General features: G+C 71.3%; 11 protein-coding genes. 9 read left to right on the top strand and 2 right to left on the bottom strand.

Annotated features, from left to right (window positions below; translation table 11 throughout):
• Positions 1-18 precede the first annotated feature (18 nt).
• From AC07AG_RS31780 to AC07AG_RS31760, 5 genes are read left to right on the top strand one after another with little or no spacing between them, the layout of a single operon-like run.
• Complete coding sequence (locus AC07AG_RS31780) at positions 19-804, top strand: SDR family oxidoreductase (protein ID WP_478759578.1); 786 nt, start codon at positions 19-21, stop codon at positions 802-804.
• A gap of 29 nt (positions 805-833) precedes the next feature.
• On the top strand, positions 834-2,459 hold the full coding sequence (locus tag AC07AG_RS31775) for a thiamine pyrophosphate-binding protein (RefSeq protein WP_478759949.1): 1,626 nt from the start codon (positions 834-836) through the stop codon (positions 2,457-2,459).
• A gap of 15 nt (positions 2,460-2,474) precedes the next feature.
• Positions 2,475-3,422 carry a PDR/VanB family oxidoreductase gene (locus AC07AG_RS31770; protein ID WP_478759577.1) on the top strand — a complete coding sequence of 316 codons (948 nt, stop codon included), beginning with the start codon at positions 2,475-2,477 and terminating at the stop codon, positions 3,420-3,422.
• Positions 3,423-3,442: 20 nt separating this feature from the next.
• Positions 3,443-3,667: a recombinase-like helix-turn-helix domain-containing protein gene (locus tag AC07AG_RS31765; RefSeq protein ID WP_249590948.1), complete on the top strand. Its 225-nt coding sequence runs from the start codon at positions 3,443-3,445 to the stop codon at positions 3,665-3,667.
• Positions 3,668-3,672: 5 nt separating this feature from the next.
• The gene (locus tag AC07AG_RS31760) at positions 3,673-4,701 is read left to right on the top strand and encodes a Rieske 2Fe-2S domain-containing protein (protein WP_478759576.1); all 1,029 of its coding nucleotides are present in this window, start codon (positions 3,673-3,675) and stop codon (positions 4,699-4,701) included.
• Here the strand turns inward: AC07AG_RS31760 and AC07AG_RS31755 are convergent.
• On the bottom strand, positions 4,683-5,225 hold the full coding sequence (locus AC07AG_RS31755) for a MarR family winged helix-turn-helix transcriptional regulator (RefSeq protein ID WP_249590946.1): 543 nt from the start codon (positions 5,223-5,225) through the stop codon (positions 4,683-4,685). The two genes, AC07AG_RS31760 and AC07AG_RS31755, sit on opposite strands and share 19 nt — an antisense overlap.
• 167 nt (positions 5,226-5,392) lie before the next feature.
• Between AC07AG_RS31755 and AC07AG_RS31750 the strand changes: the two genes are divergently transcribed.
• The 4 genes from AC07AG_RS31750 to AC07AG_RS31735 all read left to right on the top strand — a co-directional run bounded on the left by AC07AG_RS31750 (position 5,393) and on the right by AC07AG_RS31735 (position 9,930).
• A complete protein-coding gene (locus AC07AG_RS31750; RefSeq protein WP_249590945.1) occupies positions 5,393-6,064 on the top strand; it encodes a FadR/GntR family transcriptional regulator in 672 nt (223 codons plus the stop codon).
• Positions 6,065-6,204: 140 nt separating this feature from the next.
• On the top strand, positions 6,205-7,278 hold the full coding sequence (locus AC07AG_RS31745; protein WP_478759575.1) for a PAC2 family protein: 1,074 nt from the start codon (positions 6,205-6,207) through the stop codon (positions 7,276-7,278).
• 289 nt (positions 7,279-7,567) lie between these two features.
• Positions 7,568-9,328 carry a S8 family peptidase gene (locus AC07AG_RS31740; RefSeq protein ID WP_478759574.1) on the top strand — a complete coding sequence of 587 codons (1,761 nt, stop codon included), beginning with the start codon at positions 7,568-7,570 and terminating at the stop codon, positions 9,326-9,328.
• Between the two features lie 80 nt (positions 9,329-9,408).
• The gene (locus AC07AG_RS31735; protein ID WP_478759573.1) at positions 9,409-9,930 is read left to right on the top strand and encodes a hypothetical protein; all 522 of its coding nucleotides are present in this window, start codon (positions 9,409-9,411) and stop codon (positions 9,928-9,930) included.
• A gap of 92 nt (positions 9,931-10,022) precedes the next feature.
• On the opposite strand, the gene AC07AG_RS31730 is transcribed toward AC07AG_RS31735, so the two are convergent.
• A complete protein-coding gene (locus AC07AG_RS31730; protein WP_478759572.1) occupies positions 10,023-13,082 on the bottom strand; it encodes an NPCBM/NEW2 domain-containing protein in 3,060 nt (1,019 codons plus the stop codon).

Genomic DNA, 13,082 nt, shown 5'->3' with positions numbered 1-13,082 from the left:
GCACAGGAGCTAGCACTTATGGATCTGGGCCTCTCCGACCGGACCGTCCTGGTCACCGGCGGCAGCTCGGGCGTCGGCCTGGCCACGGTCCGCGCCCTGCTCGACGAGGGCGCGCGCGTCGCGACCTGCGGGCGTGACGCCGACCGCCTCGCGAAGGCGGCTGCCGGGCTCGGCGGCGGCGACCGTCTCCTCACGGGCGTGTGCGACGTGCGCGACGCGGACGCCGTGCGGGAGTTCACCGAGCGCGCGGCCGGCACCTTCGGCTCGCTCGACGGGCTCGTCAACAACGCGGGGCAGTCCCGCATGAAGGGCCTCGACGACTCGACCGCCGAGGACTGGCGCGACGAGCTCGAACTGAAGTTCACCGGTGTCCTCAACCCCCTGCACGCGGCACGCCCGCACCTGGCGGCGTCGGACGCGGCGAGCATCGTCAACGTCAACGCGGTCCTCGCCAAGCAGCCCGAGCCCCGCCTCATCACCACGAGCGCGGCCCGCGCGGGCATCCTCAACCTCTCCAAGTCCCTGGCCACGGAGCTCGCCCCGGAGGGCATCCGCGTCAACTCGGTCTGCCTGGGCCTGATCGACACCGGCCAGTGGACCCGCCGCCACGCGGCAGCCGACTCCGGTATGAGCTACGAGGACTGGCAGGCGGAGCTCGCGGCGGACCGCGGCATCGCGCTCGGGCGGCTGGGCCGCGCGGAGGAGGTCGCGTACGCGATCGTCGCGCTGCTCTCGCCCCGGGCCTCGTACACCACCGGCACCAGCATCGACGTCTGCGGCGGCGTCGGCCGCGGCATCCTCTGAGGAGCTCTCCCATGCCATCCATGCCACCCATGCATTACGCCACCGGAGGCGATCTCCTCGTCGCCGTCCTGCGGGAACTCGGCATCGACACGGTCTTCGGGATCGTCAGCGTGCACAATCTGCCGCTGGTCGAGGCCGTCGACCGGGAGCTGCGCTTCGTGCCGGTACGCCACGAGGCGACCGCCGTGAACGCCGCCGACGCCTACGGCCGGGCGCGCGGCTCCCTCGGCTGCGCGCTCACCTCGACGGGCACGGGCGCGGGCAACGCGGCCGGCTCCCTGGTCGAGGCGCTGAGCGCGGGCACGTCCGTCCTGCACGTCACGGGCCAGGTGGAAGCCGAGTTCCTGGGCAGCGGCCGGGGCTTCATCCACGAGACCAAGGACCAGCTGGGCATGCTCAGAGCGGTGTCCACGTACGCGGAGACGGTGACGTCCACCGCATCGGCGGGCCGGATCCTGCGCGAGGCGGCGCGGGCGGCGCTGAAGGACCCGGGCGGCCCGGCGAGCGTGGAGTGGCCGGTGGATCTGCAGTACGCGGCCCAGACGGACGCCGCGCTCGAAACCCCCGAGGCTCGGCTTCCTGTCCCCGCCGAGGGTGAACTCGCTGCGGCCCGAGCCCTGTTGGCGTCCGCCGAGCGTCCCCTCATCTGGGCCGGTGGCGGCGCCACCCGCGCCGGCGCCGAGCTGGCCGAGCTGCTCCACGCCACCGGCGCGGGCCTGCTCACCTCCAACTCCGGCCGGGGCTCCGTGCCCGAGGACCACCCGCAGGTCATCGGGAACTTCGCCACCACCCCGGCCGCCCGCGCCCTCCTCGCCGACGCCGACGTCCTGCTGACCGTCGGCACGCACTTCCGGTCCAACGAGACCGCCGACTACGGACTCGCGCTCCCCGAAGCGCACATCCAGGTCGACATCGACGCCGCCGCACTCGGCCGCGTGTACCCGGCACGGCACGCCCTGCACGGCCACGCACCCGACGTGCTCGCGGCGCTGCTGCCGCACGCGCGCCGTGCCGACGAGAGCTGGACGCGACGCGTCGCCGCCGTCCGCGAGGACGTCCGCGCCACGCTGCACGACAACATCGGCCCGCAGGCCGCGATCTGCGACGCCATCCGTGCCGCGCTGCCCCGCGAGGCGGTCGTCGCCCGCGATGTGACCATCCCGTCCAGCAGCTGGGGCAACCGGCTCCTGGAGATGTACGACCCCCGCGACAACGTCTTCCCGCGCGGCGGCGGCATCGGGCAGGGGCTCGGCATGGGCATCGGCGCGGCACTCGCGCGGCCCGACGCGCCCACCGTCGTCCTCGCCGGGGACGGCGGGCTCGCCGTCCACCTGGGGGAACTGCTCACGCTCGCCCAGGAGCGGCCACGGCTGACCCTGATCGTCTTCAACGACGGCGGGTACGGAGTGCTCCGCAACATGCAGGACCGCTACAGCGAGCGCCGCTCGGGAGTGGACCTCGCCACGCCCGACTTCGAACTCCTCGCCCAGGCCTGCGGGTTGGCCTACGCGAGGATCGCCGCCGAGGAGCACGCGACCCCCGTGATCAGTCACGCCGTCGCCTCCGACGGGCCGACCCTCGTCGAGGTCGACCTGGCCCGCCTCGGACCGATGAAGAACCCGTTCACCCCGCCCGTCAAGATCCCCGGCCAGTGAGGAGGACCGACCCGCATGAGCGAGAACGAGAACGCGAGCGAACTGACCCTGCTGGTGCGCCGTATGACCTGGGAGGCGGACGGAGTCCTCTCCGTCGAGCTGGCCCATCCGGACGGCAAGCCACTGCCCGCCTGGACCCCCGGCGCGCACCTCGACCTCCACACCGGCGGCCACGTACGCCAGTACAGCCTCTGCGGCGACCCGCGGAACGGGTCGGCGTACCGCATCGGTGTCCTCAACGAGGCCTCCTCGCGCGGCGGTTCGCGGCACGTGCACACCAAGCTGCGGCCCGGCCAGACGGTCACCGCGTCCGAGCCGCGCAACCACTTCGCCCTGGAGGACGCGCCCGGCTACCTCTTCATCGCGGGCGGCATCGGTGTCACACCGCTCCTCGCGATGGCCCGGGAGGCCGCGCGGCGCGGGGCCGACTGGCGCATGGTGTACGGCGGGCGCAATCGGGGATCGATGGCGTTCACCGATGAACTGGCTGCCCTAGAAGGCCAATTGACCGTCGTGCCGCAGGACGAGCACGGGCACATCGACCTCTCCGCGGCGCTCGACGGGCTGCCCGACGGCACGCTCGTGTACTGCTGCGGCCCCGAGCCGCTGCTCGCCGCGGTGGAGGCCGTCTGCCCGGCGGACCGGCTGCGCGTGGAGCGGTTCGCCGCGCCCGTCGTGGAGCGGACGGGCGACGAGTCCTCCTTCGACGTGGAGTGCCGCAGGTCCGGCCTGACCCTCTCCGTCGGCGCCGACACGTCCATCCTGCAGGCCGCCGAGGCCGCGGGCCTGAGCGTCAGCAGTTCCTGCCAGGAAGGCATCTGCGGCAGCTGCGAGACCCGTGTGCTCAACGGCACGCCCGACCACCGCGACTTCCTGCTCAGCGAGGCCGAGCACGCTGCCAACACCTCGATGATGATCTGCGTCTCGCGGTGCGCGTCCGGCCCTCTCGTCCTCGATCTGTAATTCCCCCACCGGAGGCAACAGTGACCACCACCTGGCCGTACCTGGACATCCACCAGTCCCGGACGCACGAGCCGACCCCCTACGAGTTCAAGCTCGCCGCCACCCTCGAAGAGGTCTTCACCAAGGACGGCCATGAACTCCCCGATGTCATACGCGGCTTGAACGCCCGTCAGGTCCACGCACCCGACGGCGCCCCGTGGACCGAAGAGTCCTTCCGTGCCGAGATGAACCGACTGGGAGCGTGACCCCGATGACCACCCTGACCCCCCGCGTCGGCCTCACCGCCTCCGCCGACCACATCTACGCCACCGGGCTGCGCAACCAGTGGCACCCCGTCGTCCCCTCGGACTTCGTCGCCCCCGGCGCCATGCGCAAGGTCACCGCGCTCGGCGAGCAGTGGCTGCTCTTCCGCCGCTCGGACGGCGCCCTGTCGATGCTCGCCGACCGCTGTCCGCACCGCGGTGCGCCCCTCTCGCTGGGCAAACACCTCGGCGACCGGGTGGCCTGCTGGTACCACGGCGTGGAGATCGAGACCGACGGCACCGTCTCCTCCGTACCTGGCCTTCCGGGCTGCAATCTGGAGGGCAAGAAACTCGTCACGTCGCTGCCCGTGCGGGAGATCGGAGGCGCGATCCTCGCGTACTTCGGCGACGAGAAACACCCGGAGCCTGCCGAACTGACGCTCCCCGAGCCGCTCACCGACCCCGACGTCGACGCGATCCTGTGCTACGCGGAGTGGAACGGCCCCTGGCGCTTCGCGGTGGAGAACCTCCTCGACCCGATGCACGGCGCGTTCCTGCACCACGAGTCGCACACGATGTACGACGGCGACACCACCGCCAAGTTCCGCATCCGCGAGACGGACCGCGGCTACTTCTTCGAGAAGACCGACCAGCGGGGCGTCAACTTCGACTGGGTGGAGCTGTGCCGCACCGGCGTGGACTGGGTGGACCTCACCATCCCGTACCCCCCGTCGGCAGGCCCCGGCGGCCCGTTCGGCATCGTCGGCATGGTCTGCCCGGTCGACGAGAACCGCACCGGTGTCTTCTTCTGGCGCTACCGCCGCGTGCAGGGCTGGCAGCGCGACACCTGGCGCTTCCTCTACAAGACCCTCATCGAGGAGCGCCACTGGCAGGTCCTCGAACAGGACCGGGTGATGCTGGAGGCGATGCCCGCCGACGCCGACCAGCGCGAGAATCTCTACCAGCACGACCTGGGCGTGGTCAGGCTGCGCCGGATGTACCGCGCGGAGGCGGAGGCTCAGGCCTCTGCTTCGTGAGGCTCGTCGGAGTCGGTGATGGACCGCTCCAGCTTGGACATCAGGCGGGCCAGCTGACGGCACTCGGCCGGGGAGAGTCCGTCGAGCATCCGGCGTTCGTTGTCGAGATGCTCGGCGAACACCTCGTCGATCTTGGCGAGGCCCGTGTCGGTGAGCCGTGAGTAGACGACGCGGCGGTCCTCCGCGTCGCGCTCGCGCACGATCAGGCCGTCCTTCTCCAGGCGGTCGATGCGCAGCGTGACCCCGGCCGACGAGACGAGGCCGGAGTCGGCGAGCTGGCCCGCCGTGAGCCGGTAGGGCGCCCCGGCCCTGCGCAGCGCGGTCAGCACGTCGAAGCCCGCGACCGCCAGGCCGTGCCGCTCGATCGCCGTGGTGAGCCTGGTGTTGTAGCGCAGGAAGGTCCGGTGCAGCCGCGCGAGTACCTCAAGGGGCGAGGTGTCGAGCTCCGGCCGCTCTCGCGCCCAGTCCTCGATGATCGATGCGACCGCGTCCCGCTGGGCCCCCGCCGACTTCTTCCCGGCCATGTGCCGTAGCCTCCCTCTCGCCCGTCCCGCGGTCTGTTCGGTCAGTCAGGGAAATCTTAGCCCTGAGAGAAATGCGTATTCGCCGGACCCACGTGCGCAACAGCCCAGGGACACGCCATAATCGTCCGATACATCGGATGTCTTCTGTCTTGTGAGGCGAGGTCCCCATGGCTGTCACCGACGAGGCCATCGAAAAGATCAAGGGCATGATCGTCTCCGGTGCGCTGCGCCCCGGCGACCGGCTGCCCAAAGAGAGCGAACTCGCCGCTGACCTGGGCCTTTCGCGCAACTCTCTGCGCGAGGCCGTGCGCGCCCTCTCACTGATCCGCATCCTCGACGTACGCCAGGGTGACGGCACGTACGTCACCAGCCTTGACCCGCAGCTCCTGCTCGAAGCCCTGAGCTTCGTCGTCGACTTCCACCGCGACGACACGGTTCTGGAGTTCCTCGCGGTGCGCCGCATCCTGGAACCCGCCGCCACGGCGATGGCCAGCGTCCACATCACCGAGGCCGAACTCGACGTACTCACCTCGCAGTTGGACGCCCTGGGGGCGGCGCCTTCGGTCGAGGAGCTGGTCGCCTGCGACCTGGAGTTCCACCGCGGCATCGTGCAGTCGTCCGGCAACTCGGTGCTCTGCTCGCTCCTCGACGGCCTCTCCGGGCCCACCACCCGGGCCCGCATCTGGCGCGGCCTCACCCAGGAGGACGCCGTCAGCCGCACCCTGCACGAGCACCGCGCCATCCTCACCGCGCTGCGCGACCGCGACGCCGAGGCGGCCAGGTCGTGGGCGACCGTGCACATCGCGAGCGTGGAGCAGTGGCTGCGGTCGACGCTGTGAAGCACGGTCGCGGAGGGAGTGCGGAGGCCTCCCGCGGGGCAGTGATCCGTTCATCGCAGCCGTCGCAAGGGGGCTGCGGAGGGCCCCGCCGGACGCCGTAAGGTTGGGGCGTACGTAAAGGACGTCGGAAGGAGGCCTGGGTGATCGAGCTCGAGGGGGTTCCCGAGCTGGTCGACCCGGTCATGGTGGCCGCGTTCGAGGGCTGGAACGACGCCGGCGACGCCGCCTCCACCGCGGTCGCGCATCTCGACAAGGAGTGGAAGGGCGAGGTCTTCGCGGCGCTTGACGCCGAGGACTACTACGACTTCCAGGTCAACCGCCCCACGGTCTTCCTGGAAGGCGGCGTTCGCAAAATCACCTGGCCGACGACCCGGCTCTCGGTGATCCGCGTGGGCGGCGACAAGCCCCGTGACCTCGTGCTGGTCCGCGGGATCGAGCCGTCGATGCGCTGGCGGTCGTTCTGCAACGAGATCCTGGGCTTCGCCCACGAGCTCGGCGTGGAGCTGGTGGTGATCCTGGGCGCCCTGCTCGGCGACACCCCGCACACCCGCCCCGTCCCGGTCAGCGGCGTCACCTCCGACCCGGACCTGGCCCGCACCATGGACCTGGAGGAGACGAAGTACGAAGGCCCGACGGGCATCGTCGGCATCCTCCAGGAGGCGTGCACGCACGCGGGCGTCCCGGCGGTGAGCCTGTGGGCCGCCGTCCCGCACTACGTCTCGCAGCCGCCGAACCCGAAGGCCACGCTGGCGCTCCTGAACCGCCTCGAAGACCTCATCGGCCTGCGGATCCCGCTGGGCGACCTGGCCGAGGACGCGCGTGCCTGGCAGGTGGGCGTGGACCAGCTCGCGGCCGAGGACAGCGAGGTCGCCGAGTACGTCCAGTCCCTCGAAGAGGCCCGGGACACGGCCGAGCTGCCCGAGGCGACCGGCGAGGCGATCGCCCGCGAGTTCGAGCGCTATCTGCGGCGGCGCGACGGCGGCGGCCCGCCGCAGCCCGGCGGCCACGCCACGGAGGGCGGCGACGCCTCCCCGTATCTGCGCGACAGCTCCGGCGAGCGCACACGGCCGCCGAAGCCACAGCCGCGTCCGGAACCGGAGACAGAACCAAGACCGGGACCGGGATCGGCACCGGGTTCAGGCACGGGACCGAGTGCGGGACCGGACGAGGAGAGCAGCGGCGAAACCGGACCCGCTGATTCCTCCGAGGACTGACAAGGGCACAGAAGCGACATGGGGCGGCATCCGAAAGGGTGCCGCCCCCTTTCGTTCCGTCCATGGCCGGATCGAGGCGTGACATCGCCTTCCGGACGAATTGCAGGTTCTCCCCTGATCCCCTTGATTTCAAACGCAGTTGGGGCAAAGGGGGTGGACGGCCGCGCGTGGCGGTAGCAGGGTGTGCCCCGGAATGCGCGGCCACAGCGCACAGCACGGCACCCTTCCCCAGGCTCTCGACTCCGTTCGAGCAGGGGAGACCCCAATGATCGAAGGGAGCGGTGAAGCGATGACCGACCAGGTAGAGCCGGAAGGCGGCCCGGGAGCCAGTGGCCCCGGACCCGACGGGGCGGGGTTCACCTACCGCGCGTCCGAGCAGGAGCTGATCGTCGTCGCACGGCCCGAGGCCCGGCTGCGGGCCCAGGCCGAGGGCGTCCGCTCGGCGGCGGGCTCCGACGTGTCGGCCCTGAACATGTTCCTCGGCGATGAACAGCTCACCCTGGAGCCGCTGTTCGGCAACGAGGAGCGCCTCCGCCCGGCGGACCGGCGGCACGTCGATGCGGACGACGGCGACGACGTGCCGGACCTGGCGCTCTTCTACCGCGTGCGCGGCGGCGGGAGCAGGGCGCAGGAGCTGTGCTCGCGGATGGCGGCGCTGCCGGGGATCGACACGGCGTACGTCAAGCCGGGCGCCGTACCGGCGTCGATCGGCTCGACGGACCGGGCTCCCGACGTCGGCGAGTCCGGGCGCCGCAAGGAAGGCGCACCCGTCACCCCCGACTTCACCGGCCGCCAGGGCTATCTGCGCCCGGCGCCCGAAGGCGTCGACGCCCAGTGGGCGTGGCAGCGGCTCGGCGGATCGGGCGAGGGCGTCACGGTGATCGACATCGAGGGCGCCTGGCAGCTGGGTCACGAGGACCTGACCGGCAAGCTCGCCGGCGTGGTCATCGGAACGCCCATCCAGGACGTGGCCTGGCGCAACCACGGCACCGCGGTGATCGGCGTGATCGGCGGCGACCGCAACTACGTGGGCATCACCGGCATCGCCCCCGAGGCCATGACCGCGGCGGCGTCCTTCCAGCCCCTGGGCACCGCGGCCACGATCCACGCGGCGGCGGAGCGGCTCGGCCCCGGTGACATCGTGCTGATCGAACTGCACCGGCCGGGACCGCGGTTCGACTACGAGCCGCGCGACGACCAGCGGGGCTACATCGCCCTTGAGTGGTGGCCGGACGACCACGCGGCGATCCGGTACGCCTCCGCGAAGGGCGTCATCGTCGTGGGCGCGGCGGGCAACGGCGCGGAGTCCCTGGACGACGCGGTGTACGAGCGCAGGCCCGACGAGTTCCCCGAGTGGTGGCGCAACCCCTTCAACCCCTCCAACCGGCCTTCGGGTGCCGTCCTGGTCGGCGCGGGCGCACCGCCGCCCGGCACGCACGGCCGCGATCACGGCCCGGACCGCTCGCGCCTGGGTTTCTCGAACTACGGCGCCCGCGTGGACGCGCAGGGCTGGGGCCGCGAGACCACCACGACCGGCGGCTCCTGGAACCAGCCGGGCGACCTGCAGGGCGGCACCGAAGAGATCGCCTGGTACACGGACACGTTCTCCGGCACCTCGTCCGCCTCACCGGTCGTCGTCGGGGCCCTGGCCTGTCTGCAGGGCATGCTGAAGGCCGCGGGCCAGCAGCTGATGACGCCGGCCCGCGCGCGTGCGGTGCTGCGCTCGACGGGCTCGCCGCAGCAGGACGCTCCGGGCCGCCCGGCCTCGCAGCGGATCGGCAACCGTCCCGACATCAAGGCGGCGGTCACGAATCTGCTGCCGTCGGCGGTCGGCTCGGGCCGGGCCGAGCGCTACTGGGACGAGCTGCTCCCCTATCCCCCCGAACTCCCGCCACGCCTGAGGCTGTTCGTCGCCGGGGAGTGGCGCAACCTGAACGACCCGTCCCCCGACATCCGCCAGGCGGTGCACGCCGCGTTCGCGGGCGGGCACCCCGACGTACGCGTCTGGTTCTCGGACGACGAGGTCGTGGGCCTGGTCGTCACGGGCTGAAGGACCGCTCGACGCACCGCGTGAAGCACGACGTGACGCACCGCGTGAAGCACCCCAACCATTGGGAAGGTGGCAATCGCATGAGCACCACCCCGCACATGAGCCCCATGGAGCAGCAAGGCAGGCAGTACGGATCCCAGCAGCAGTACGGCCAGCAGCAGTTCGGCACCCAGCAAGGACAGCAACAGGGACAGCAGCAGGCCCAGCAACAGGGTCCGAGCACCGCGCCGCCGCAACGGCACGGCTCCCAGCACTTCGGCCCGCAACAGCAGCTGCAGCAGCTCGGCCAGCAGCAGCCCTACCAGCAACTGCTCAAGGAGCTGGGCCAGGACGGCGTCCCGCAGGCGCAGGCCCCGGAGATCTCCACCCAGGCGGTCGCGTCGAACATCGCCACGTCGTTCTGGGACGTCGTCCAGCCCATGCCGGGCCAGTCGCCGGTCCTCTACCTGATGATCGAGAACGGCTGGAAGGCGTTCATCAACCCGAGTCAGCAGACCCACGACGCGGTGCGGGAGGCCTTCGCCTTCGGCCAGCAGGTGATCGGCTACTACGACGCGACCAACCCGTCCTATCTCGTGGCCATCGTGATCACGACGAAGTGACGCGGGGCCGGTGACGGACCGCGGCGCCGGGCGGAGTCCTTCCCGCCCGGCGCCGCTCCCTGCCCGACCGGCTCCGCCGGTCGGCGACCGGCCTACGCGCAGCTGAACTTCGCCGCCGCCCAGTCCCCGTGGTCCCCGCTCTTGGAGCCGTTGGTGTCGGTCACCTTCAGCTCCACGTGCCGCGCCCCGCTCACGTCGACGTCCACCGGCACGGTCGCCGAGGCGCCCGTCACCTTGGGCGAGGTCCACAGCACCTTGCCGTCGGCCTCCACGGAGAAGGCCACCTCCCCATAGCCGTTGATCTCGTCGTCGATGCCCGCGTCAGCGGTGAATCGCGCGCACTTGCCGCCCGTGTAGACCTCGACGGCGGAGTCGGCGTGGGTGCCGACCCCCTTCTCGTACGTCTTACCGGCGAGGGTCAGCGTGTGGCCGTCCTCGGCGCCCGACTCCCCGTTGCTGCGGTCGCGTTCGGCGGGGCCGTAGCCGTTGGCGGACTTCAGCCACACCATGTCGCTCGCCCAGGTGTCGGCCGTCGGCGCCGGCGGCATGACGGCCACCGCGATGCGCTGGGTGGCGGTGCGGTCCTGGCCCGCCGCGCGGTGGCGCGCGGTCGCCGTCAGCGGCTGTTCGCCGGGGTCGGCGTCCTTGGGCGGGGTGACGGCGACCTCGACGCGGCGCGTGGTCCCCGCCGGGACGCGGTCGGCGTGGGCGGTGCCCGCGGTCCAGCCCTTCGGCACGTCCAGGCTGACGTCGACGCCGGTGGCGTCCCGTGTGCCCGCCGTGACGTCGACGGCGACCTTGCCCGCCGATCCCGCGCCGAGTTCCTGACCCGCGGGGGCGCTGAGCGCGGCGCTCGCGCCGGGCACGGCTCCGCCGACCGCGCTGGTGTCGTCGAGTTCCAGCTCGAAGGCCCGGTCCGTGCGGAGCGCCGCCGTCTTCACCTCGACGACACCGCCCCGGTCGTCCCGGTCGTAGATCCAGCCCTGCGCCGCCTTCTCGTACGCCTCCTTCGACGCGAGCCGCGGCAGCCTGCCGCCGCCCAGCTCGACGCGGCTCGGCGCGTCACCGGTGTGCAGCGTGAAGGCGTAAGGACGCTTGGTCTGCTTGCCGCTGAACTCCCCCTTGCTCGCGCCGATCCGCACGCTCACGTCGCCCGCACCGGAGCGGGGCGCGTCGACGTCGGCACGCTGGGTGGCGTACTTGCCGTCGCGGTGCTGCCGGGTCTCGCCGTCGTCCTCGTACAGCTCGAAGGAGGACTTGCCCTGCGGGTAGACGTCCCAGGCGAGCGGCGAGGAGGCGGTGCGGTCCTTGTAGGACCTGATGCCGGGCCACATCGGCACGGTGGCACCGCCCTTGACGAAGAGCGGCAGGGTGTCGAGAGGCGCGCTGTATCCGTCGACGGTCGTCGGTCCCTGATATGTGCGACCGCTCCAGTAGTCGGTCCACGTCCCCTTGGGCAGATAGATGCCGTCCCGCACGGTGGTGTCCTTGTGGACGGGCGCGACGAGGAAGTCCTCGCCCGTCAGGAACTCGTACTTGGCGGCATCCGTGGCGGCCTTCGGGTCGTCGGGGTATTCGAGGGCCAGCGGGCGCACGGCGCCGACGCCCGTCTTCGTCGCCTCGTGCCCGTACGAGTAGAGGTAGGGCAGCAGCGATTCGTGCAGCTTCAGGTACTTGCGGTTGATGGAGGTGTAGGGCTCTCCGTAGCGGAAGGGCTGCTTGTCGTTGGCCGCCCAGCCGTCCATCGTCATCGTGACCGGCAGGAACGACTTCCACTGCAGATCGCGCGCGTACGTCTTGGCGCTGCCGCCGAAGATGCCGTCCACGTCACCGGTCGTGTAGGCCATGCCGGACATGGTCGCGCCCGCGTACGTGGGGATCTGCCAGCGGATGTACTCCCAGCTGCCGCTCTGGTCGCCGGACCACTGCACTCCGCAGCGCTGGGCGCCCGACCAGCTCTCGGGGGCCCAGGTGAAGCCGCGGGCGTCGCTGTTGTCCTCGATGCCCTTGTACGCGTCCTTGCAGCCGTCCAGCGCCTTCTTGTAGCCGTCACCGACCCAGGCGACGTCGAGCTTGGCGACGCGCTGGCCCGCCTTGACCTGGTCGGCGATCTTGTCGATGCCGTCCTCGGTCCACAGGCCGAGCTGCATGTCGCGGTCCTGGAGGCCCTTGGCGGTCTCGGCGAGGTCTTCGTAGCCGCAGCCGTAGCCGTCGTTGACGAGCATCCAGCCGTTGGGCATGTCGTGCTCGAGGTACTCGTCGGCGACCTTCAGGGAGTCCAGGGTGTGGCGCTCGCCCTGGTTGGCGTTGTGGAGATAGCAGTCGGCGTCGCCGATCTCCAGCCCGTATATGGGCGGCAGGAAGGGCTTTCCGGTGAGCTTCGTGTACTGCCCTATGACGTCCTTGGCCGCGTCGCTGCCGCGTCCGGCGAAGTAGTAGGCGTCGAAGCGCTGTTCCTCGGCGGTCGCCGTCACCGGCTCGGCGAAGTCGTAGGTGTTGGGTGCGTACGTGTTCCGGAAGACGCCGTAGCCCTTGGAAGACAGGTAGAAAGGCACGGAGTTGGGGTGGCCGCCGTCGTCCCAGTTGTAGTCGACGCTCACCTCGACCTTCTTGCCGCGGTGCGAGGTGTTGCCGCGCCCGTTCTGCATCCCGGCGCCGTAGTACTGCTCGTCGGCGCCGCGGGCCAGGCTCTGCGTGGTGGCGTCCTTGGTCCAGCTCAGGCCCTTGGACTCGGCCCAGACCTGGGTGCCGTCGGCGCGGTACAGGGCGAAGCGCAGCGGCGACTTGTAGGCGCGCAGCGTCACCTTGGAGGTGCTCAGTTCGTAGCGGTCGCCCTTGTCGGACCACTTGGTGCGCGGCGGGTCCCCCTGCGGCAGGACGATGTCCTTGCCCGTCGGGTCGGTGAAGTCGCCCTCGGGGGCGAGCTCCAGCCGGAAGGTCTCCGTCGACACGAAACTGACGCGGGCCACAGCCTTGCCAGCGGTGAGGCGGTAGACGGAGCCGTCGGCGGCGAAGTCCGTGACGTCCCCGACCGTGGTCGCGGGGTCGTCGGCGGCCTGCGCCGCGCCGCCACCGGGTCCCGCGAACACCGCGAGGAGGCCGAGCAGGGCGGCTGCGACGGCCGCCCGTCTGAAGCGAGTGGGTGATCTCAT

This window comes from Streptomyces sp. NPDC044044, assembly GCF_056434405.1.
Note: the sequence above shows the minus strand (reverse complement) of the source record. Positions and strands in the feature narration are given on the sequence as shown.

Bases quoted from the DNA above. Each gene is read 5' to 3' on its own strand.
- AC07AG_RS31750 (WP_249590945.1), top strand. From the start codon at position 5,393: ATGGCTGTCACCGACGAGGCCATCGAAAAGATCAAGGGCATGATCGTC.
- AC07AG_RS31740 (WP_478759574.1), top strand. From the start codon at position 7,568: ATGACCGACCAGGTAGAGCCGGAAGGCGGCCCGGGAGCCAGTGGCCCC.
- AC07AG_RS31780 (WP_478759578.1), top strand. From the start codon at position 19: ATGGATCTGGGCCTCTCCGACCGGACCGTCCTGGTCACCGGCGGCAGC.
- AC07AG_RS31775 (WP_478759949.1), top strand. From the start codon at position 834: ATGCATTACGCCACCGGAGGCGATCTCCTCGTCGCCGTCCTGCGGGAA.
- AC07AG_RS31760 (WP_478759576.1), top strand. From the start codon at position 3,673: ATGACCACCCTGACCCCCCGCGTCGGCCTCACCGCCTCCGCCGACCAC.
- AC07AG_RS31770 (WP_478759577.1), top strand. From the start codon at position 2,475: ATGAGCGAGAACGAGAACGCGAGCGAACTGACCCTGCTGGTGCGCCGT.
- AC07AG_RS31755 (WP_249590946.1), bottom strand. From the start codon at position 5,225: ATGGCCGGGAAGAAGTCGGCGGGGGCCCAGCGGGACGCGGTCGCATCG.
- AC07AG_RS31730 (WP_478759572.1), bottom strand. From the start codon at position 13,082: ATGAGATCACCCACTCGCTTCAGACGGGCGGCCGTCGCAGCCGCCCTG.
- AC07AG_RS31735 (WP_478759573.1), top strand. From the start codon at position 9,409: ATGAGCACCACCCCGCACATGAGCCCCATGGAGCAGCAAGGCAGGCAG.